The organism is Terrabacter sp. AAH1 (genome assembly GCF_054456855.1).
In genome coordinates, this window is the sequence record NZ_JBTJJV010000007.1 from 84,106 (window position 1) to 103,219 (window position 19,114).

The 19,114-nt window shown below is 71.3% G+C and carries 20 protein-coding genes; 14 read left to right on the forward strand and 6 right to left on the reverse strand.

The features are described 5' to 3' along the window. The first annotated feature begins 7 nt into the window (after positions 1-7). A complete protein-coding gene (locus tag ACXR8F_RS12735; protein WP_458800936.1) occupies positions 8-442 on the forward strand; it encodes a ChaB family protein in 435 nt (144 codons plus the stop codon). 141 nt (positions 443-583) lie between these two features. Then, the gene (locus ACXR8F_RS12740) at positions 584-1,507 is read left to right on the forward strand and encodes a universal stress protein (protein ID WP_458800938.1); all 924 of its coding nucleotides are present in this window, start codon (positions 584-586) and stop codon (positions 1,505-1,507) included. 19 nt (positions 1,508-1,526) lie between these two features. Here ACXR8F_RS12740 and ACXR8F_RS12745 read toward each other — a convergent pair whose 3' ends face one another. Continuing rightward, positions 1,527-1,961, reverse strand: coding sequence for an SRPBCC family protein (locus ACXR8F_RS12745; RefSeq protein ID WP_458800940.1), 435 nt, complete (start codon positions 1,959-1,961; stop codon positions 1,527-1,529). Between the two features lie 99 nt (positions 1,962-2,060). On the opposite strand from ACXR8F_RS12745, the gene ACXR8F_RS12750 reads away from it, so the two are divergent. After that, entirely contained in the window at positions 2,061-2,441 is a 381-nt protein-coding gene (locus tag ACXR8F_RS12750) for a VOC family protein (protein ID WP_045189989.1), read from the forward strand. Between the two features lie 30 nt (positions 2,442-2,471). On the opposite strand, the gene ACXR8F_RS12755 is transcribed toward ACXR8F_RS12750, so the two are convergent. From ACXR8F_RS12755 to ACXR8F_RS12765, 3 genes are all read right to left on the reverse strand, one after another. Then, a complete protein-coding gene (locus ACXR8F_RS12755) occupies positions 2,472-4,886 on the reverse strand; it encodes a Tex family protein (RefSeq protein ID WP_458800942.1) in 2,415 nt (804 codons plus the stop codon). Between the two features lie 78 nt (positions 4,887-4,964). Further along, positions 4,965-5,750 carry a FadR/GntR family transcriptional regulator gene (locus ACXR8F_RS12760; protein WP_458800944.1) on the reverse strand — a complete coding sequence of 262 codons (786 nt, stop codon included), beginning with the start codon at positions 5,748-5,750 and terminating at the stop codon, positions 4,965-4,967. Beyond that, a complete protein-coding gene (locus tag ACXR8F_RS12765) occupies positions 5,743-7,173 on the reverse strand; it encodes an amidase (RefSeq protein ID WP_458800946.1) in 1,431 nt (476 codons plus the stop codon). The genes ACXR8F_RS12760 and ACXR8F_RS12765 overlap by 8 nt, the downstream gene beginning before the upstream one ends. Before the next feature lie 163 nt (positions 7,174-7,336). Here ACXR8F_RS12765 and ACXR8F_RS12770 point away from each other — a divergent pair, with 163 nt between their 5' ends. From ACXR8F_RS12770 to arfC, 11 genes are all read left to right on the forward strand, one after another. After that, the gene (locus tag ACXR8F_RS12770; protein WP_458800948.1) at positions 7,337-8,392 is read left to right on the forward strand and encodes an isocitrate/isopropylmalate dehydrogenase family protein; all 1,056 of its coding nucleotides are present in this window, start codon (positions 7,337-7,339) and stop codon (positions 8,390-8,392) included. Continuing rightward, positions 8,389-9,924 (forward strand): ABC transporter substrate-binding protein, encoded by a 1,536-nt coding sequence (locus tag ACXR8F_RS12775; RefSeq protein ID WP_458800950.1) that lies wholly within the window; start codon positions 8,389-8,391, stop codon positions 9,922-9,924. The genes ACXR8F_RS12770 and ACXR8F_RS12775 overlap by 4 nt, the downstream gene beginning before the upstream one ends. Before the next feature lie 3 nt (positions 9,925-9,927). After that, positions 9,928-10,878 (forward strand): ABC transporter permease, encoded by a 951-nt coding sequence (locus tag ACXR8F_RS12780; RefSeq protein ID WP_458800952.1) that lies wholly within the window; start codon positions 9,928-9,930, stop codon positions 10,876-10,878. Beyond that, positions 10,875-11,792, forward strand: coding sequence for an ABC transporter permease (locus ACXR8F_RS12785; RefSeq protein ID WP_458800954.1), 918 nt, complete (start codon positions 10,875-10,877; stop codon positions 11,790-11,792). Before ACXR8F_RS12780 ends, ACXR8F_RS12785 begins: the two co-directional genes overlap by 4 nt. After that, a complete protein-coding gene (locus ACXR8F_RS12790; RefSeq protein WP_458800956.1) occupies positions 11,789-12,856 on the forward strand; it encodes an ABC transporter ATP-binding protein in 1,068 nt (355 codons plus the stop codon). The genes ACXR8F_RS12785 and ACXR8F_RS12790 overlap by 4 nt, the downstream gene beginning before the upstream one ends. Beyond that, positions 12,853-13,683 (forward strand): ATP-binding cassette domain-containing protein, encoded by an 831-nt coding sequence (locus ACXR8F_RS12795; RefSeq protein ID WP_045189975.1) that lies wholly within the window; start codon positions 12,853-12,855, stop codon positions 13,681-13,683. Before ACXR8F_RS12790 ends, ACXR8F_RS12795 begins: the two co-directional genes overlap by 4 nt. Continuing rightward, a complete protein-coding gene (locus ACXR8F_RS12800; RefSeq protein WP_458800958.1) occupies positions 13,680-15,206 on the forward strand; it encodes an aldehyde dehydrogenase family protein in 1,527 nt (508 codons plus the stop codon). The genes ACXR8F_RS12795 and ACXR8F_RS12800 overlap by 4 nt, the downstream gene beginning before the upstream one ends. Continuing rightward, on the forward strand, positions 15,199-15,984 hold the full coding sequence (locus ACXR8F_RS12805) for an SDR family NAD(P)-dependent oxidoreductase (RefSeq protein WP_458800960.1): 786 nt from the start codon (positions 15,199-15,201) through the stop codon (positions 15,982-15,984). Before ACXR8F_RS12800 ends, ACXR8F_RS12805 begins: the two co-directional genes overlap by 8 nt. 78 nt (positions 15,985-16,062) lie before the next feature. After that, entirely contained in the window at positions 16,063-16,497 is a 435-nt protein-coding gene (locus tag ACXR8F_RS12810; protein WP_045189971.1) for a hypothetical protein, read from the forward strand. Between the two features lie 137 nt (positions 16,498-16,634). Further along, a complete protein-coding gene (locus ACXR8F_RS12815) occupies positions 16,635-16,898 on the forward strand; it encodes a hypothetical protein (protein WP_458800963.1) in 264 nt (87 codons plus the stop codon). Then, positions 16,895-17,389 carry a channel accessory protein ArfC gene (gene arfC, locus ACXR8F_RS12820; protein WP_458800965.1) on the forward strand — a complete coding sequence of 165 codons (495 nt, stop codon included), beginning with the start codon at positions 16,895-16,897 and terminating at the stop codon, positions 17,387-17,389. Before ACXR8F_RS12815 ends, arfC begins: the two co-directional genes overlap by 4 nt. Before the next feature lie 141 nt (positions 17,390-17,530). Here arfC and ACXR8F_RS12825 read toward each other — a convergent pair whose 3' ends face one another. Further along, positions 17,531-17,983: a hypothetical protein gene (locus ACXR8F_RS12825; RefSeq protein WP_458800967.1), complete on the reverse strand. Its 453-nt coding sequence runs from the start codon at positions 17,981-17,983 to the stop codon at positions 17,531-17,533. Between the two features lie 452 nt (positions 17,984-18,435). After that, a complete protein-coding gene (locus ACXR8F_RS12830) occupies positions 18,436-19,068 on the reverse strand; it encodes a DUF6318 family protein (RefSeq protein WP_458800969.1) in 633 nt (210 codons plus the stop codon). Between the last annotated feature and the right edge of the window lie 46 nt (positions 19,069-19,114).

The window sequence follows — 19,114 nt, forward strand, 5'->3', positions numbered from 1 at the left end:
GAGCGACATGCCCGCCAGGAAGCGAGCCAGCAGCAGGGGCACCGACCTGCCCTCGACCCTCGAGCGGTCGTCGAAGAAGGCGCAGGACACGTGGCTGGCGACGCACGACGCCGCCGTGGAGCAGTACGGCGAGGGGGAGCGCGCCCACCGCACGGCCTTCGCGTCGCTGAAGCACTCGTTCGAGAAGGTCGGCGACCACTGGGAGGAGAAGGCCGAGAAGGGCCCGAGCGACCCGCAGGCCGCCCGCCGCGGCGCCGAGGCGCGGGCCCACCTCGACGACGGTGACACGGCCGGCGGCGTCGACACCAACGCCTCGAAGTCGCACCTCTACGACATCGCCAAGCGCCTCGGCGTGCAGGGCCGCTCGCGGATGAACAAGGCCGAGCTCGTGGAGGCGATCCAGCGCGCGAACGACCGCGCCACCGCGGCCGCCCGGGACTGACGATAGGGCGCCCCGAGTCGTCCTGCCCTGTCTGAGTGGTCACACTCGCCTGCCACTGCCCACCCTGGGGCGGGACGATGGAGGTGGCCGGAGCGAGCGGCCCCGGCGACAGCGAACGTCCAGCCCAGGAAGAGGCGCACCATGAACGGCCAGGCTCGCACCACGTACGGCATCGTCGTCGGCTACGACGGGTCCCCGAGCTCCCGGCTCGCGCTGACCTGGGCGGCGGAAGAGGCCCGCCTGCGGGGCAAGCACCTCACCATCGTGCACAGCGTGAACGTCGCGGCCGTGCCGGCCTACCCGGCCATGGACCTCAGCCAGCTCGAGCCCTCCCTGGCGCATGCGGCCAAGACGCTCGTGGACGACGGCGCGGTGCGCGCTGCCGAGACGCTCGACGCCGCGCAGGTGGAGACGCAGTACTGGCTCGGCAGCCCTGCCGCCCAGCTCGTCGACGCCTCGAAGGAGGCTGAACTGGTCGTCGTCGGCAGCCGCGGCCGTGGTCGGGTCCTCGCCGGAATCCTCGGGTCCACGTCGTACGCGGTGGCGGCGCACGCCAGGTGCCCGGTCGTCGTCGTGCGCGGACCGGTCGACTCGTCGTCCGACGAGCCGAAGATGCCACCGCGGCCCGGGAGGGGACACGACGTCGTCGTGGGCGTCGACGACTCCGACAGCGCCGCCCGCGCGGTGGACGTGGCGGCGGAGGTGGCCGAACGCGAGGGTGCCGTGCTCCACGTCGTCCGCGTCGCGCACTCCGCCTCGATGGAGGCCTGGACCTACGCCGAGGTGGCCAAAGGCGGCACCGAGGAGACGCACGCACTGCGCGACCACGCCGAGCAGTCGGTCACCCGGGCGGCTAACCGCGCACGGGCCCGGCACCCCAAGGTGCTGGTGACCACCGAGGTGCTCTACGGCGACCCGGGTCAGTCCCTCGCCGACCTCGGCTCGACCGCCGGCCTGGTGGTCGTCGGCTCACGCGGGCACGGCGGATTCACGGGCATGCTCCTCGGGTCGGTCAGCCACCGGGTCATCCACGACGCGGCCTGCCCGGTCATGGTCGTGCGCTGAGACTCGTCGAGCTCGTCGCCTACGAGTCGAGTGCCTGCGCGAAGCGCCCGAGCGCCTCGTCCCAGCGCGACTTGTCGCCGGCGCCGTCCTCGGCGATGCCCTGGCCCTCGTGGTAGAGGTCGACGCGCGTGCCGTCGCCGTCGGGCTTGAGCTGGAGGTCGACGATGCTGAGGGGCCCGTCCTCGTGCGGGTGCCACGAGACGCGGATCTGTTCCATCGGGTGGTAGCTGCGCACGACGCCGTGGGGGCCGTCGGCGCTGTGCCAGGACTCGCCCTTGCTGCCGAGCGTGACACCCGGACCGAGGAGCGCCTCGGTGCCGCGGGAGCTGATGAGGTGGCGCCACACCTCGTCGACGGGCGCACCGACCGTCAGCGTCGAGTGCACGCCCGCGGGAGATCCCTCGAAATCGGCGTCCTCTGCGTTCTCGGGGATCGACTGCGTTGAACTGCTCATGGGCACCTCCGGGTCGCGTGGACCGGCCCCTGATGGGCCGGACCCACCACAGACAGTCGACCAAAGACTGGGCGCGAAGACAATGGTTAGCCTGCCCCCATGATCGATCACTTCGGCATCAACTGCTCCGACCTGGCCGCCAGCGCCCACTTCTACGACGAGGTGCTGGCGGTGCTCGGCTACAGCAGGCAGATGGACGTCGGCGTCGCCATCGGCTACGGCTCCGAGGGCCATCCTGACTTCTGGATCAGCGCGTGGCAGGGCAGCGAGCCCAACCGCGAGATGCACTGCGCGTTCCACGCCGACTCCGTCGATGCGGTGCGGGCGTTCCACGCCAAGGCCGTCGAGCTGGGCGCCGAGTCGCTGCACGAGCCGCGCCTGTGGCCGGAGTACCACCCCGGCTACTTCGGCGGTTTCGTGCGCGACCCCGACGGCAACAACGTCGAGGCCGTCTTCCACGGCGCCGGCCCGAACGGGTGACGGCGCCGGGCGGGCAGGCGTGACGCCGCGTCAGCCGGTGTAGCCGGCCCGGCGCAACGCGTCGGCCATGGCGCTGCTGGCCGGCGGCTCGTCACGCCGCGGGCGGTTGCCCTGGCCGCCGCGGTCGCTGCGGTTGCCCTGACGCTGGCCCCCACCGCGGTGGGGCTGGCCGCCCTGGCGCTGACCGCTCGGGCCCCCCGGGCGGGCACCGCCGCGGTTGCCGCGGTCGTCCTTCGAGCCGTCGGTCGGCACCTCGTCGTCGAGCCGCAGCGTGAGCGAGATCCGCTTCCGGGCCACGTCGACGTCGAGCACCTTGACCATGACGACGTCGCCCGACTTCACGACGTCGTGCGGGTCGCGGACGAAGCTCTTCGACAGCGCCGACACGTGCGCGAGGCCGTCCTGGTGGACGCCGACGTCGATGAACGCCCCGAAGGCCGCGACGTTGGTGACCACGCCCTCGAGGGTCATGCCCGGCTCGAGGTGCTTGATCTCCTCGACGCCCTCCTTGAAGGTGGCCGTCTTGAAGGTGGGCCGCGGGTCGCGGCCCGGCTTGTCGAGCTCACGGATGATGTCGGTGACCGTGGGGAGTCCGAACGTGTCGTCGACGAAGTCGGCGGGCCGGATCGCCTGCAGCGCTGTGGTGTTGCCGATCAGCGAGGTGAGCTTCTGCCCGGTCGACTCGAGCATGCGGCGCACCACGGGGTAGGCCTCGGGGTGCACGGCGGACGCGTCGAGCGGGTCGTCGCTGCCGGAGATCCGGAGGAACCCGGCCGCCTGCTCGAACGCCTTGGGCCCGAGGCGCGGCACGTCCTTGAGCGCCTTTCGGCTGCGGAACGGTCCGGTCGCGTCACGGTGCGCGACGATGCTGTCGGCGAGCCCGGGGGTGATGCCGGACACGCGCGTGAGCAGGGGAGCGGAGGCGGTGTTGACGTCGACCCCGACCGCGTTGACGCAGTCCTCGACGACGGCGTCGAGCGAGCGCGAGAGCGCCGTCTGGGAGATGTCGTGCTGGTACTGGCCGACCCCGATCGACTTGGGGTCGATCTTGACGAGCTCGGCGAGGGGGTCCTGCAGGCGCCGGGCGATGGACACGGCGCCGCGGAGCGAGACGTCCATGCCGGGCAGCTCCTGCGAGGCGAACGCCGAGGCCGAGTAGACCGAGGCGCCCGCCTCCGACACGACGGCCGTGGTCAGCTTCAGCTCGGGGTGGCGCTTCACCAGGTCGGCGGCGAGGCGGTCTGTCTCGCGCGAGGCGGTGCCGTTGCCGATGGCGACGAGCTCGACGTCGTGCTCCTTCGCGAGCCGCGCGAGCGTCGCGATGGACCGGTCCCAGTGGTTCTGCGGCACGTGCGGGTGGATGACGTCGGTCGCAACGACGCGTCCGGTGCCGTCGACGACGGCGACCTTGACGCCGGTGCGGAAACCCGGGTCGAGACCCATGGTGGCTCGGGCCCCTGCCGGCGCCGCGAGCAGCAGGTCGCGCAGGTTGGCGGCGAACACGCGTACGGCCTCCTCCTCGGCGGCCCGGCGCAGCTGCATACGGGCGTCGATGCCGAGATGGACGAGGATCTTCGTGCGCCAGGCCCAGCGCACCGTGTCGGCGAGCCACTGGTCGGCCGGCCGGCCGGCGTTCTCGATGCCGAAACGTCGCGCGATCGCCCGCTCGTATGCCGTCGGGCCGGGCTGCTGCTCGGCGGCAGGGTCGTCGGGGTTGATCTCGATCGAGAGGACGTCCTCCTTCTCGCCGCGGAAGAGCGCGAGGATGCGGTGCGAGGGGAGCTTGGCGAGCGGCTCCGAGAAGTCGAAGTAGTCGGAGAACTTGGCGCCGACCTCCTCCTTGCCCGAGCGCACGCTCGAGCCGACGTGGCCCTGCCTCCACACCCGCTCGCGCAGGTCGCCGATGAGGTCGGCGTCCTCGGCGAAGCGCTCGACGAGGATCGCCCGGGCGCCGTCGAGCGCGGCGGCCGCGTCAGTGACCTCGCGGTCGGGGTCGACGAATCCTGCTGCGGCCGTGGACGGCTCGGTGTCGGGCGACCGGAGCAGCAGGTCGGCGAGCGGCTCGAGGCCGGCCTCGCGGGCGATCTGTGCCTTGGTGCGGCGCTTCGGCTTGAAGGGGAGGTAGATGTCCTCGAGACGCGCCTTCGTCTCGGCGCCCATGATCTGCGCCCGCAGGGTGTCGTCGAGCTTGCCCTGCTCCTCGACCGAGGCGAGCACGGCAGCGCGTCGCTCCTCGAGCTCGCGCAGGTAGCCGAGCCGCTCCTCGAGCGTGCGCAGCTGCGCGTCGTCGAGCCCGCCGGTGACCTCCTTGCGGTAGCGCGCGACGAAGGGGACCGTCGAGCCACCGTCGAGCAGGGCCACGGCCGCGGTCACCTGCCCGTCGCGGACGCCGAGCTCCTCCGCGATGCGACGCTCGATCGACGCGACCTTCACCTGCACGCTCACGGGCTGTTCTCCTAGTCGTCGACGACGTGACCGAGCCACGCATTCTGCCGTGCGGTCCCTGTCGGCCGTCGGGCAGGGTCACTCGTCGAGCAGGGCCTCGAGGGCGGCGCGCTCGGCCTTGGGGACGTAGCTCGCGTAGTAGTCGTAGAGGCTGTGCAGGGACGCCCGTCCGGCCTCGGGGCCGTCGCCGGCACGGATCGCCGCCAGCACCTGCTCGTGGTGGCCGAGGGACCGCTTCATCAGCGCCTGCGCGTTGCGGGCGTGGGCGATCTTGTCGGAGATGAGCGAGAGCACCGTGTCACGGACGACCCCGTTGCACACCTGGATGAGCGTGTTGCCGCTCGCCCGGGCGATGGCCTCGTGGAAGGCGAAGTCGGCCTCGCTGAACGAGCCGTAGCCGCCGTCGACGGCGGTGCGCATCTGCTCGATGGCGGCGTCCATCTCGGCGAGCTGGGCCTCGGTGCGCAGCACGGCGGCGAGACGGTTGGCCGTCGAGTCGAGCATCATCCTCGACACGAGGAGCTGCGAGAGGGAGAGCCCGTCGGCGCGCGCCAGCCGGCGCATCTGCTTCGTCAGCCCGCCGGTCGTGAACGGCAGGATCTCCGGGCCGTTCGGGTCGCCGGGGCGTGATCGCACGACGCCGTTGCTCTCGAGGACCCGCAGCGCCTCGCGCACCGTGGCCCGGCTGGTGCCGAACTGGACGACGAGCTCGCGCTCGCTGGGTAGGCGCTGTCCCGGGCGCAGCTCGCCGCGCGCGATCGCCTCCTCGACCTGCTCGACGATGCGCTCGTAGAGGCGGACCGAGCGCACCGGCTCGAAGCCGCGGCCGGTCGGGGTGGGCGCGGCGGACGGGTTGTCAGCCACGCTGGTCTCCTGCCGCGGGGATCGGCCACACAGGCGTCGCAGCCGCGCCTCGATGCTCCTCGAACCAGTCGACGGCGCGCAGCACGCCGACGTCGTCGAAGCGGCGGCCGGACACCTGCAGCCCGATGGTGCGCCCATCTGCCGTGAAGCCGCAGTTGACCGACGCGGCGGGCTGGCCCGACATGTTGTAGGGCGCGGTGAAGCCGATGTGGGCCATTCCCTCGTCGTCCTCGCCCCACGGCATCGGCCACTCGGCGGGAAAGGCGAGGACCGGCGCGACGGGGGAGAGCACGAGGTCGAAGGCCTCGGTCGCCGCGACCGTCGCCTGCTGCAGCGCCATGATGCTGGCGTAGTCGCGCAGCACCGAGCGGCCGTCGACGTCGCTCACGGCGAGCACCCACCGCTGGATGAACGGCAGCACCCTCTCGCGGGCCTCGGGGGCGAGGGCGTCGAAGTCGGCCAGCGACCGCACCCTCCAGAACTCGTCGAGGTCGTGGAGCATGCGTGGGGTCATGAACGGATCGAGCGGGGCGACGTCGGCACCCGCGTCGGCGAACACCTGGGCGGCGGCCTCCACCGCCGAGCGCACCTCGGGGTCGAGCGGCAGGCCGCACCCGGCGTCGAGGTGCAGGCCGATGTGCAGGCCGCGGACGTCGAGGGGCTCGGGCGGCAGCACCGTGCCGAGGTCGGTCGGGGGCAGGCTGGTCCAGTCGCGGGCGTCGGGTCGGCTGATGACCGACAGCAGCAGGGCGGCGTCGCGCGCCGAGCGGGTCATCGGTCCGGCCGCCCGGCCGAGGTAGGGGGTGTCGAGGGGTACGCGGCCCGCGCTCGGCTTGAGCGTGGTCAGCCCGAGCCACGTGCCGGGCAGGCGGATCGAGCCGCCGATGTCGGTGCCGACGTGCAGGGGCCCGTAGCCGCCTGCTGCGGCTGCGCCGGCTCCCGAGCTCGAGCCTCCGGTCGTCAGGGCCGGGTTCCACGGTGACCGGGTGATGCCGTGCAGGCTGGAGACGCCGGAGCTGAGCATCCCCCAGTCGGGCATGACCGTGGAGCCGAGCACGACGCCGCCGGACTCGTCGATGCGCTCCGCGACAGGGCTGCTGCGCGTGGGCACGACCGGCTCGACGCCGGCGTTGCCGGCCGGCATGGGCACGCCGGCCCGGCCCAGGTTCTCTTTGATGGTGACCGGCACACCGTCGATGGGTCCCGCGGGCTCGCTTCTGCGCCAGCGTTCCTCGCTGGCTCGAGCCGACGTCTCGGCGCCCTGGAGGTCGAGCTGCCAGAACGCGTTGAGCTCCGGCTCGCGAGTGGCGATGACGTCTGCGACGTCACGCAGCACCTCGACGGGCGAGAGGTCACCCACGGCGTACGCCCGCACGAGCTCGGTGGCGGTGAGGCTGGCCGGCCGGCCAGAGGGGTGCGGCATGGGCGTCCTTCCGCGTCGGACGGCTCTCGGCCGCCTGGGCCGCCGGACGAGGTCTTGACATCCGGCCTGATGAGAGAAACGGTACCTCTCACGGCGAAAAAGTCTACTGGTCAGACCAGTGCAGATCCGAGGGTCGACGACGACCAGCACGGACAGGAGAGCGATGACGGTTCGGCTCGCAGCGATCCCCGGCGACGGCGTCGGGCCCGAGGTGGTGGCCGCCACCCTGCCCGTCCTCGCCGCCGCGCTCGAGAGCCACGGCGAGCACCTCGAGGTCACCGAGCTGGACTGGGGCGCGGACCGATTCGTTCGCGAGGGCGCCGCCATGCCCGGCGACGGCGCCGAGACCGTACGCCGTCACGACGCCGTCCTGTTCGGCGCGGTCGGTCGACCCGACGTCCCCGACCACGAGCTCGTCTGGGGCCTGATCATCGGTCTGCGCCAGCAGCTCGACCTCGCCGTCAACGTCCGCCCGGTGCGCGCCTTCGAGGGCGTCCCGAGCCGCGTCCGTGACGTGGAGGGAGTGGACCTCGTGATCGTCCGCGAGAACACCGAGGGCGAGTACGTCGGAGCCGGCGGACTGGCTCACGCTGGCACCGGCCACGACATCGGCATCGAGGTGGCCGTCCACTCCCGGCGGGTCATCGAACGGGCGGCCGAGTACGCGTTCGGGCTGGCCGCGCAGCGGCGCGGGAAGCTGGCGCTCGTGACGAAGTCGAACGCCATGCGCCACGGCTACCCGCTCTGGGACTCCGTGGTGCGCGAGGTCGCGCAGCACCACCCGGAGGTCGAGCTCGAGGTCGTCCTCGTCGACGCGATGGCCGCCCGCCTCGTGCAGTCCCCGCACTCGCTCGACGTCCTACTGGCCGGCAACCTCTTCGGCGACATCCTCAGCGACCTCGCGGCCGTGCTGGCCGGCGGCATGGGCATGGCGCCCAGTGCGAACGTGCAGCCCGGTGGCGCCGTGCCGGGTATCTACGAACCGGTGCACGGCTCGGCGCCGGACATCGCCGGCCGAGGCATCGCCAACCCGACGGCCTGCCTGCTCTCCGGGGCCATGCTCCTCGACGACCTCGGGCACTCCGGACCCGCCGACGCGATCCGGACCGCACTCACCACGACCCTCCGATCCCCACAGCACCACACCCCCGACCTCGGCGGCACCGCGAGCACCTCGCAGCTGGCCGCAGCGGTCCTGCACGAGATGGAGTCACGATGAAGCCCACCCGCATCGGCACGGCGGCGTCCGCGGCGCTGCTCCTCGCCCTCACCGCGGCCTGCTCGGCAGGCTCCGGCTCGTCCAGCTCGGGAGGCACCGGCGGTGCCGGCGGCTCCCAGGGCGGCGGCGACACCTCCCTGACGGTCGGCCTCGTGGCCGAGCCGGCGAGCCTCGACTTCACCACCAAGGACGGCGCCGCCATCCCGCAGGCCCTGCTCGACAACGTCTACGAGACCCTCGTGACCGTCGACCAGGACGGCAAGATCACGCCCTCGCTCGCCACGTCGTGGACCGTGTCGCCCGACGGCAAGACCTACACCTTCGAGCTCGTCGACAACGCGAAGTTCACCGACGGGCAGGCCTTCACGGCGAAGGACGCCGTCTACTCGATCAACCGGGTCAAGAAGGACTGGACGATCTCCCTCAAGGCCGCCATGGACGTCGTGGCCGACGCGAAGGCGCTCAGCGACACCAAGCTGCAGGTGACCCTGAGCAAGCCGAGCAACGACTGGCTCTACCGGATGTCGACGCGCATCGGCGCCATGATGACCGAGAAGGCGGTGGCCGACCTCGCGACCAAGCCGGTCGGCACGGGCCCGTTCGTCTTCGACCAGTGGCGACGCGGCGACTCGATCAGCCTCAAGGCCAACCCGGGCTACTGGGGCAAGAAGCCCTTCTTCCAGCAGGTCACCCTGAAGTACTTCAAGGACCCGACGGCGCTCAACAACGCGCTGCTGACGAAGACGATCGACGTCATCGGCACGGTGCAGGCACCCGAGTCGCTCGCGCAGTTCCAGGGCAACGACGCGTACGAGATCGTCGAGGGCACCACCAACGGCGAGGTGCTCCTGTCGTTCAACAACGGCAGGGCGCCGTTCAACGACCTCAAGGTGCGCCAGGCCGCGCGCTACGCCATCGACCACAAGGCCCTCATGGACACCTGCTGGGCCGGCCGCGGCACCCTCGCCGGCAGCATGGTCCCGCCGACCGACCCGTGGTACGAGGACCTGACGGGTCTCTACCCGCACGACGTCAACAAGGCGAAGTCGCTTCTCGCGCAGACGAGTGCGGCCACGACCCCGGTCCGGCTGCGCATCCCGTCCCTGCCGTATGCCGTCTCGTGCGGTCAGGTGGTCAAGAGCCAGCTCGAGCAGGCCGGCTTCAAGGTCACCCTCGACCAGCTCGAGTTCCCGGCCGTCTGGCTCTCGACGGTCTTCACCGACGCCGACTACGACATGTCGATCGTCGCGCACGTCGAGCCGCGCGACCTGCCTGCGGTCTTCGGCGACCCGAAGTACTACACGCGCTACGACAACAAGCAGCTCCAGGCAGACCTCAAGGCGGCAGACTCAGGCTCGCCCGAGCAGCAGGTGACGCTGATGAAGAAGGCGGCCCGCGAGCTGTCGGAGGACGCCGCCGGTGACGTGCTCTTCATCCTGCCGAACCTCATGGTCGCCGAGAAGGGCATCACGGGCCTGCCGAAGAACGCGATCACTGAGTCCTTCGACCTCGCCGGGCTCGCCCGCTCCTGACGGATGCTGCTCCAGGTCCTCAGACGCACCGCGACCCTCGTCGCGAGCCTCGTCGTCAGCTCGGTGCTCGTGTTCGTCTTCATGGCCCTGCTGCCGGGTGACCCGGCGCGGGTCGCCTTGGGGGTCAACGCGTCCGAGGCGTCCGTGGCGCAGCTGCGTCGGGAGTTCGGGCTCGACGAGCCGCTCGTGAGCCAGTACCTGTCGTGGATGGGCGGGTTCCTCCGCTTCGACCTCGGCAACAGCTACGTCTCCCGGGTGCCGATCGCGCCGCAGATCGTCGACCGCCTCCAGGTCACCCTGTGGCTCGTCGTGTGCGCCATGGTGCTCGCGCTCGTCATCGCGGTGCCGTTCGGCACCGTGATGGCGCTGCGGCACCGCAAACCGAGCGGGCTCGTCCTGTCGGCGATCTCGCAGGTCGGCGTCGCCGTTCCTGCCTTCCTCGCAGGCATCCTGCTCGTGACGATCTTCGCGGTGAAGCTGCAGTGGCTGCCGGCCAACGGCTGGACCCCGCCGAACGAGGACCCCGCCCAGTTCCTGCGCCAGCTCGTGCTACCGGTGCTGTCGCTCGGCCTCGTGCAAGGGGCCGTCCTCACGAGGTACGTCCGCAGCGCCATCCTCGACGTGCAGCGCGAGGACTACATCCGCACGGCCCGCGCCAAGGGCTTGGGGGCGCTGCAAGCATTGCGCCGGCACGGTTTCCGCAACGCGGCGATCCCGGTCGTCACCGTGCTCGCCCTGCAGCTGGCGACCCTGCTCATCGGGGCGGTCGTCGTCGAGCGCGTCTTCGTCATCCCCGGCCTCGGCAGCCTGCTGCTCGACCAGGTGGCCAACCGCGACCTCATCTTCGTGCAGGACATCGTCATGCTGCTCGTGCTCGCCGTCCTGCTCGTCAACTTCGTCGTCGACCTGCTCTACCTCGTCATCGACCCGAGACTGAAGGTGGCCACGCGATGAGCACCAACGCCACGCCCCGCCCTGCCGGGTCCCTCGACGGGCCGAGCGCCCCGACCGTGGCCACCGACCCGATCGTGGTGGGCTCGGGTCCGCGTCGGCGTCCCGGCGCGAGCTTCTTCGTCGGCGCCGTCATCGTCGGCGTGGTGGTGCTGATGGCGCTCGTGTCGTTCGTCTGGACCCCGCACGACCCGACTTTCGTCGACGCCGCCGCGCGGCTGCGTCCCATCGGCGACCCCGACTACCTCCTGGGCACCGACAAGCTCGGCCGCGACGTGCTGAGCCAGGTCCTCGTCGGCGCGCGAACCACCCTCTTCGTCGGGCTCGTCGCCGTCGGCGTGGCCGGCCTCGTCGGAGTGCCGCTGGGCATCATCGCCGCCATGGCGCCCCGGGTGCTGGGCGAGCCCCTCATGCGCGGCATCGACCTGCTGCTCGCGTTCCCGGCACTGCTCCTCGCCATCATGTTCAGCGCTGTCTACGGCGGTAGCACCCTCGTCGCGATGGTCGCCATCGGCATCGCGTCGGTGCCGAGCTTCGTGCGCCTCGTCCGCAGCGGGGCGCTGCAGGTGCTCTCCACCGAGTACGTCATGGCGGCCCGGGCGGCGGGCCGTGGACCGTGGGCGATCGGCCTGCGCCACGTCCTGCCCAACGTCAGCGGCCTCGTCATCGTCCAGGCCTCGGTCTCCTTCGCCATCGCGGTGCTCGCCGAGGCAGCGCTCTCGTTCCTCGGCTTCGGCACGCCACCACCGACGCCGAGCTGGGGACGCATGCTGCAGGAGAGCCAGGAGCTGCTCTTCGCCGCGCCGAGGCTGGCAGTCGTGCCCGGCATCGCCATTGCACTGGCAGTGCTCGGCTTCAACCTCCTCGGGGACGGGCTCCGGGACCACTACGACCCGCGGATGGAGGACCGGCGATGAGTGCCGTTGCAGCGCAGCCGAGCTCACGGAGCGACGGTGCCCAACGGGTGCTCGACGTGGTCGGTCTCGACGTGCGCATCGGCCGGCACCACCTGCTCCACGACGTCAGCTTCAGCATCGACCGGGGTGAGCGCGTCGGCCTCATCGGCGAGTCCGGCTCCGGCAAGTCGCTGACCAGCCTCGCGCTGCTCGGCCTGCTCCCCGACGACGCCGACGCGAGTGGCTCGATCCGGCTGGCCGGTGTCGGCTGCGACCTCGTCGGTGCCCGCGAACGCGACCTCGCCGGCGTCCGGGGCCGCGACGTGGCCATGGTCTTCCAGGAGCCGATGACTGCGCTCAACCCGACCATGCGGGTCGGCGACCAGGTGGCTGAGACCATCACGGTGCACGCCGGTCGCCGGGGTCGCGACGGCCGCGACGGTCGCGGCGGGCGCGACGGCCGCGGCGGCACTGATCGGCGTACGGCTCGCCGGCGGGCCGTGGAGCTGCTCGACCAGGTGGGGCTGCCCGATCCCGACGACGCGGCGAAGGCGTACCCCCACCAGCTCTCCGGCGGACAGCGCCAGCGCGTCGTCCTCGCGATCGCGCTGGCCAACGACCCGGCGCTGCTCGTGTGCGACGAGCCGACGACGGCCCTCGACGTCACGGTCCAGGCCCGCGTGCTCGACCTCATCGTCAGGGGAGTCGAGGCCCGTGACGCCGCCCTGCTCTTCATCACCCACGACCTGTCGGTCGTGGCCACGGTGTGCGAACGGGTGCTGGTGATGTACGGCGGTCGGGTCGTCGAGGCCGGCGCCGTCGACGAGGTGTTCCGCCGGCCCCGACACCGTTACACGCAGGGCCTGCTCGCCGCCTCGGACCTCGACGACGCCCCACCCGGTGGGCGCCTGCCGACCATCCGCGGCACCGTCCCCGCGGCCGGCGCCTTCCCCGAGGGCTGCGTGTTCCGCAGCCGCTGCGACCACGCCACCGAGGTGTGCGCGACGACGCCGGCCTGGACCGGTCCTGACCCTGGCGAGGGGTTCGCCTGCCACCATCCCGCTCACGAGGAGCGCGCCTCATGACCACGCCGGCGATCACCGTCCGCGACCTGCGCCGCGACTACCGGCGACCGCGCACCTCGCTCCGGCGTCCCGGGCCTGTCGTCGAGGCGCTCAAGGGGGTGTCGTTCGACGTGGAGCGGGGCGAGCGCTTCGGCATCGTCGGCGAGTCCGGCTGCGGCAAGTCGACCCTGATGCGGCTGCTCGCCGGCCTCGACCAGCCGACGAGTGGCGAGGTGCAGGTCGAGGGACAGACGGTCTCGGGGCTCCCGGAGCGGCGCCTCGGCTTCCTCCGCTCGAGCCTGCAGCTCGTCTTCCAGGACCCCATGGGCTCGCTCGACCCGAGGATGCGCGTGCGCGACATCATCGCCGAGCCGCTCGTCGCTCAGGGCCTGCCCGGCCGCCAAGGCCGCGTCAGCGAGCTGCTCGAGGCGGTCGGTCTGAGTCGCGAAGCGGGGGAGCGGTTTCCGCACCAGTTCTCGGGTGGGCAGCGTCAGCGCATCTCGATCGCGAGGGCGCTCGCGCCGAAGCCGTCGATCCTGCTCGCCGACGAGCCCGTGAGCGCCCTCGACGTCTCGGTGCGTGCGCAGGTGCTCAACCTCATCACCGACCTCGTCGGCGACCTCGGCCTCACGCTCGTGTTCGTCTCGCACGACCTGTCGGTGGTGCGCCACGTGTGTGAGCGCGTGGCGGTCATGTGCGCCGGCGAGATCGTCGAGACCGGTCCCACCCAGCAGATCTTCGACGACCCCCAGCACCCGTACACCCAGCGCCTCCTGCGGGCGGCCCCCAGCATGCGACGAGCCCTCGCCGGGGCCGGCGCGGCCGACCTCCTCGGAGACCCCTCATGACCAGCACCTACACCCCGGAGCACCCCGCAGGGCTTCCCGTCGGAGACGGCTGGGTCGACGTCCAGGAGACCGCTCCCGTGACCTTCCCCTTCACCGGAGAGGCGGTCGCGCAGGCGCCGATCGGCACCAGCGAAACTGCCGCACAAGCGCTTTCGTATGCCGCCGCCGTCCGTGAGCGCATGGGCTCGCTCCCGTCGCACGTCCGTCGCGCAGCACTCGTCGAGACGCACCGGCAGCTCTCTGAGCGCCGAGCGGACATCGAGCAGCTCCTCGTGCTGGAGACCGGCAAGCCGCTCGTCGACTGCCGGGTCGAGGTCGACCGAACGCTGCTGACGCTCGTCACGGCCGCCGAGGAGGTGGCGCGCCTGCACGGGGAGACGGTGCCGCTCGACCTGCTGCCGAGCGGGGAGGGGCTGATCGGGTTCTGGGTGCGCAAGCCGGTCGGTGTCGTCGTCGGGATCGCCGGGTTCAACTACCCGCTCCTCCTCGCAGTGCACAAGCTCGCGCCGGCCCTGGCGGCGGGCTGCCCGGTGGTCGTCAAGCCGGCGCCGCAGACGCCGCTCGCCACGCTGTGGCTCGTTCACGTGCTGCGCGAGGCGCTCGCAGCCGCTGGTGGTCCACGGGCGGGCATCCAGCTCGTCACGGGCGGCGTCGAGGTCGGGGTCACCCTGACCACCGACCCGCGGGTGGCTGCCGTCTCGTTCACCGGCTCGGCCTCCGTCGGTCACCAGATCGCTCGTGACGCGGCGCCCACCAAGGTGCTGCTCGAGCTGGGCTCGAACGCCGCCCTCGTCGTCGCTGCCGACGCGGACGTCGACGCCGCGGCCGACGCCGTCGTCCGTGGTGGCTACTACGCCTCGGGGCAGGCGTGCATCAGCGTGCAGCGCGTCGTCGTCGTCGAGTCGGCGCGCGCCCGCTTCCTCGACGCGCTGTCGTCCCGGATCGACCAGGTCGTGGTGGGCGACCCCCGCGACGAGTCGACCCGCGTATCGGCGCTCATCGACGCGCGCTCGACGGAACGGGTGTCGCAGTGGGTCCGCGCCGCCTGCGACGCCGGGGGCACCCTCGTGCACGGCGGCGGCATACGCGACGGGGTCATCGAGCCCACGGTGCTGCTCGACGTGCCCGACGGGGAGCTCGCGTGGGACGAGGAGATCTTCGGACCGGTCGTCGTCGTGCGGTCGGTGCCCGACCTCGACGCCGCCATCGAGGTGGTGAACCGCTCGCGATACGGCCTGCACGCGAGCGTCTTCACGGAGGGGCTCGGCTCGGCCTTCGCGGCGATCGACCGCATCGAGGCAGGAGGCGTCGTCGTCAACGAGGTGCCCGGCTTCCGGTCCGACGTCATGCCCTACGGCGGCGTCAAGGACAGCGGCGTCGGGCGAGAGGGACCGCGGTTCGCCATCGAGGAGCTGACCGTGACCCGGATGGCCATCATCCGGCCGTCGGCGAGCCGCGTGAAGACGTCGACGACAACCGACCCGGCCACGGAGCCGGAGAAGCAGGGGAGCGTCCGTGACTGAGCACGACCGACCCGACTACACGCAGCTGTTCCGCCTCGACGGGCGCCGGGCCGTCGTCGTGGGAGCCGGGAGCGGCATCGGGCGCGAGAGCGCCCTCGCCCTCGCGGCCCACGGCGCGGAGGTGGTCTGCGCCGACCGGGACCTTGCGGCGGCGCAGGAGACGACGTCGCTGGGAGCCGGCGAGGCGGCATACGCGCTGGACGTCACCGACGGCCAGGCAGTTGCGCGTGCCGCGGACGACCTCGGAGACGTCGACGTGCTCGTCTTCACCGCGGCGACCAATGTGCGCAAGCGCCTGTTGGACTACTCGGCGGAGGAGTTCGAGCGGGTGGTTGCCCTGAACCTGCGGGCCTCGTTCGACCTCGTGCGGGCCTTCGGGGCCGGCATGGCCGAGCGTGGTCGCGGGAGCATCATCGGTTTCAGCTCCATCCGGGCGGTCACCGTGGAGCCCGGGCAGGGTGTCTATGCGGCCACCAAGGCCGGTCTCGTGCAGCTGCTGCGCACGGCGGCGGTGGAGCTCGGGCCACGCGGCGTGCGTGTCAACGCCGTCGCACCGGGCATCGTCGACACGCCCCTGACGGCTCAGATCCACGCTGTGCCCGCGTGGTCGGAGGCGTACGCGAGCAAGAGCGCGCTGGGCCGGTGGTCGCGCCCGGACGAGCTCGCCGGCGCAGTCGTCTACCTGGCCTCCGATGCGTCGTCGTTCGTCACCGGCAGCCAGCTCTTCGTCGACGGCGGGTGGACCGCTATCGACGGGAGGTACACGCCGCCGACATGAGCCCGTCCCGGGCCGGCGTGCCCACGGGTGTGTGGACAACGCCGACCCACTGTCACCGGTCACCGTCATGCTCGTCTCATGCGCTTCGAGGATCTGCCGAGGGACTGGGCCCAACGACCGATCACCGACCCTGCGGTGCTCGAGGGTGTGGTCGACCTGATCGCGACCGACCAGTCGCGGGACGACGGCGCCACCTACCTGTTGTTGTGCCATGCCAACCGGCGGCTGCTGCAACCCGTGTGCCTGCCCGACGAGCCACGACTCGTCGACCCGTCCGAGGTGGGCGAGCGCGTCTCCCTGGCGTTGACCGAGGCCGCAAGACACGGCGTGCACGACGTCGTGATGGTCATCGCCCGGCCAGGCCGTTCCTCGGCCACGCCGCGCGACCACGACCTCCGGGCCGCCTTCGAGCGTGCCTGCCGCAGTGCGGGCGTGACGCTTCACGCGGTCGCCGTCGCGGCTCCCGAGGCGGTCACCGTGCTGCGGGGCGCAGGGGACAGCGCAGCCGCCTGAGAGACGCTCCCGCGCAGGGGAGCCGACGGGCGGCGACACCCCGCTTTCCTCCGTGTCTCGTCGTCACGGCCGGGTGTCATCGGGGTACCGTCCAAACGTGGCTGCTGTTGCGGCCGTGCCCCGATCTTGGAGGACCGATGACCCAGGCCCATCCCGCGCCGAGAGCTGGTGCGCGGTCTCGTCCTCTTGGCTGGCCGTGGTGGGCCGCGCTCGTCGTCGTGACCGTGGTGCTCGGCTTCGCGGGACGCAGCGACGGCGGGTTCTGGGGCGTGTTCCTGTGGAGCGTGGTCGGCTTCGTCGTCGGGTCGCTGGTCGCCATCGCCGTCACGGGCCGAGGAACGGGCGCCCCGGCGGCCGCTGCGCCGGTCCACGGAGAGATCACGCCCGGAGGTCAGCGATGAAGTGGTGGCTCGTGCTCGTGGCCTTCGTGCTCGGTGTCCTCGTCACCTGGCTGATGACCAGGCGGGGCGACGAGGAGCCCCTCTCGAGGAGTGAGCGCCCGGTCTCAGCCAGCGACGACGCCGACGCCGACGCCGGCGAGAGGCTCGATGGGGCCCCGGCCACGGCGGTGCCTGACGAGTCTCCGGGCGAGGTCGACGACGCGTCAGCCTTTGCGGGCTCACCGTCGGAGTTCTCGTCCGACCCCGGGGCGGCCGAGAGCTGGCACCGCGACGCCCAGGACGAGGATGCGCTGCTCTCGCACGAGTCAGAGCCGGAGGCCACCCGAGCCGACGTCGAGGCGAGCGTGCCTCCCGTGGCCGAAGCGACGCCCAACGGCGACGTGGCCGGAGTGGGCGAGCCCGAGACCGTCAAGGCAGTGGACGCGGTCGAGGTGGAGCCTGGCTCGGTGGGCGACGACGAACCTGACGGCGGGCCCGGCCAGCGGGTCTGAGCTGCGTCTGAGGCGAGGGGTCGCCCTCTGCGTTTGGTTCACTCCATGGGCTCAGGGCTTCCTCCGGTACAGCGAGGCCTCCGTGGCACGACCGAGTCACCAGGCGACCCGATGCAGAGCGGTCCGGCAAGGGGTGCGCGCTCAGTGGTTGACCAGCACGCCTTTGGCCTCTCGCACCGTCACGACGGTGCTGGGACCAGGAACGGTGACCCTCGAGGGGATCTCGTCCCACGTGGTGCCGTCGAGGCTGAAGTCGGCGCCGAACGTCGTGTCGACACGGACGGGGAACTGGCCCCTGACGCTGTAGACGTGGGTGATGTCCCCATCCGGGTAGACGCCGCCGGTCGACGTCGTCGGCCCCACTGATGAACCATCGCCGAAGACGTAGGTGAAGCCGACGAGCTTGGGACGGATCTGCACGGGGATCCCGCGCAGCACAGACCGGTCGACCTCCCCGGGCTGAAAGCCGTTCGGAGTCCAGTTGACCTTGTAGAACGTGCGCAGGTTGACCAGGGTCGTGTTGCCTGCCGGCTGGCTCGAGATCTGCGGCTTCGACCAAGGCGTCCGCATGAACTGCTTCTTCAAGTCAGCCATCGATAGAGTCGGTCGGGCGCCGGGTGCTACATCAGAGGCGCACGTCAGTCCGCGGGTCGTCCATGGCTCGGTTACTTTTCCGCCCTCAAGGGTCCGCCGCCAAATCCGGAGAAGGGGGCCAAGTTCTGTGGGTGGACAGTCGCGAAGCGCATGAGAACAGGTCACCTGTTCTGTGACGGTTTCTGGCCGTGCAGCGGCACAGTCGTTGAGCGAAACGTACTCATAGCGAGGCGCGGTGGCCGGGCGATCGACCACTACGCTGCCGGAGTCGCCCGGAAACTTCTCGAGTGCCAGGACCTCGGCTCTTGGCATTAACTCAACGTAGGCGTGGTCTTGTGTCGTGCCACAGCCGACCCAAGTCTTCGAGCAGTCATCCTCTGCCCAGGCCGGGTTTTGAGTTACCAGGACACACGACAGGGCGCCTCCCAAGGCGAGCCTGAACCTCCAGCACTTCATGATGGTGACGCCACGGTCTGCAAGCGTGAAACGACCCAATGACCGTCAGTGAAGTCCAGGGATGCTGCGAACGTCCCACGGGCCGCCAAAGTACGGTCCACCTTCTTGCCACTGCTATTGAGTACATCGACCGCGCGCTGATCTACTCCGATCAGGATGACGCGCTTCTCATCTACAAACGAAGACGTAGAAACACTGAGGATTCTGATCGTCGGGCCAGCGTGATGTCTGCCTTGAGTTCGGAGGTCGGCGACCGAATCTCGCATGGCGACGCAGGTTTTGCAGTTGGGCGAGAATAGGTCCTCGAGAAGGGAGGGATCCGCTGTCACTGCAGAGCGGTTAAGGGAGTCGAAGAAGTGCCGCGAAAAGGCTTGCGCACCCTGCTCTGTCTCAGGTCGCGCTGCCGCCGGGATCTTGGCGATGACGGGGTCGACCGTCGCTGTTGGGGTGGGCGTCATCGTCGGGGGCTGCGCCGTCGTGGTGGTTGCCGCCGTCGACGTCACCGGGGGCGTCGTCGTGGCCGGGCCGGGGTCGCCGCCCGAGCAGGAACCGAGCGTCGCGGCCGCGACGAGCGCGGCGGCATACGGCAGAAGTCTTCGGTGTCGGTGAACCCTGGCAGCGGCGGTCATCGGCGTCCCCTGTCGATCGTCGATCATCGTGCGTGGTGTCGGCGGT

What these genes read in the sequence shown, in the direction of transcription:
- ACXR8F_RS12735 (WP_458800936.1), top strand. Translation starts at nt 8, where the DNA reads ATGCCCGCCAGGAAGCGAGCCAGCAGCAGGGGCACCGACCTGCCCTCG.
- ACXR8F_RS12740 (WP_458800938.1), top strand. Translation starts at nt 584, where the DNA reads ATGAACGGCCAGGCTCGCACCACGTACGGCATCGTCGTCGGCTACGAC.
- ACXR8F_RS12745 (WP_458800940.1), bottom strand. Translation starts at nt 1,961, where the DNA reads ATGAGCAGTTCAACGCAGTCGATCCCCGAGAACGCAGAGGACGCCGAT.
- ACXR8F_RS12750 (WP_045189989.1), top strand. Translation starts at nt 2,061, where the DNA reads ATGATCGATCACTTCGGCATCAACTGCTCCGACCTGGCCGCCAGCGCC.
- ACXR8F_RS12765 (WP_458800946.1), bottom strand. Translation starts at nt 7,173, where the DNA reads ATGCCGCACCCCTCTGGCCGGCCGGCCAGCCTCACCGCCACCGAGCTC.
- ACXR8F_RS12770 (WP_458800948.1), top strand. Translation starts at nt 7,337, where the DNA reads ATGACGGTTCGGCTCGCAGCGATCCCCGGCGACGGCGTCGGGCCCGAG.
- ACXR8F_RS12775 (WP_458800950.1), top strand. Translation starts at nt 8,389, where the DNA reads ATGAAGCCCACCCGCATCGGCACGGCGGCGTCCGCGGCGCTGCTCCTC.
- ACXR8F_RS12780 (WP_458800952.1), top strand. Translation starts at nt 9,928, where the DNA reads ATGCTGCTCCAGGTCCTCAGACGCACCGCGACCCTCGTCGCGAGCCTC.
- ACXR8F_RS12785 (WP_458800954.1), top strand. Translation starts at nt 10,875, where the DNA reads ATGAGCACCAACGCCACGCCCCGCCCTGCCGGGTCCCTCGACGGGCCG.
- ACXR8F_RS12790 (WP_458800956.1), top strand. Translation starts at nt 11,789, where the DNA reads ATGAGTGCCGTTGCAGCGCAGCCGAGCTCACGGAGCGACGGTGCCCAA.
- ACXR8F_RS12795 (WP_045189975.1), top strand. Translation starts at nt 12,853, where the DNA reads ATGACCACGCCGGCGATCACCGTCCGCGACCTGCGCCGCGACTACCGG.
- ACXR8F_RS12800 (WP_458800958.1), top strand. Translation starts at nt 13,680, where the DNA reads ATGACCAGCACCTACACCCCGGAGCACCCCGCAGGGCTTCCCGTCGGA.
- ACXR8F_RS12810 (WP_045189971.1), top strand. Translation starts at nt 16,063, where the DNA reads ATGCGCTTCGAGGATCTGCCGAGGGACTGGGCCCAACGACCGATCACC.
- ACXR8F_RS12815 (WP_458800963.1), top strand. Translation starts at nt 16,635, where the DNA reads ATGACCCAGGCCCATCCCGCGCCGAGAGCTGGTGCGCGGTCTCGTCCT.
- arfC (WP_458800965.1), top strand. Translation starts at nt 16,895, where the DNA reads ATGAAGTGGTGGCTCGTGCTCGTGGCCTTCGTGCTCGGTGTCCTCGTC.
- ACXR8F_RS12825 (WP_458800967.1), bottom strand. Translation starts at nt 17,983, where the DNA reads ATGGCTGACTTGAAGAAGCAGTTCATGCGGACGCCTTGGTCGAAGCCG.
- ACXR8F_RS12830 (WP_458800969.1), bottom strand. Translation starts at nt 19,068, where the DNA reads ATGACCGCCGCTGCCAGGGTTCACCGACACCGAAGACTTCTGCCGTAT.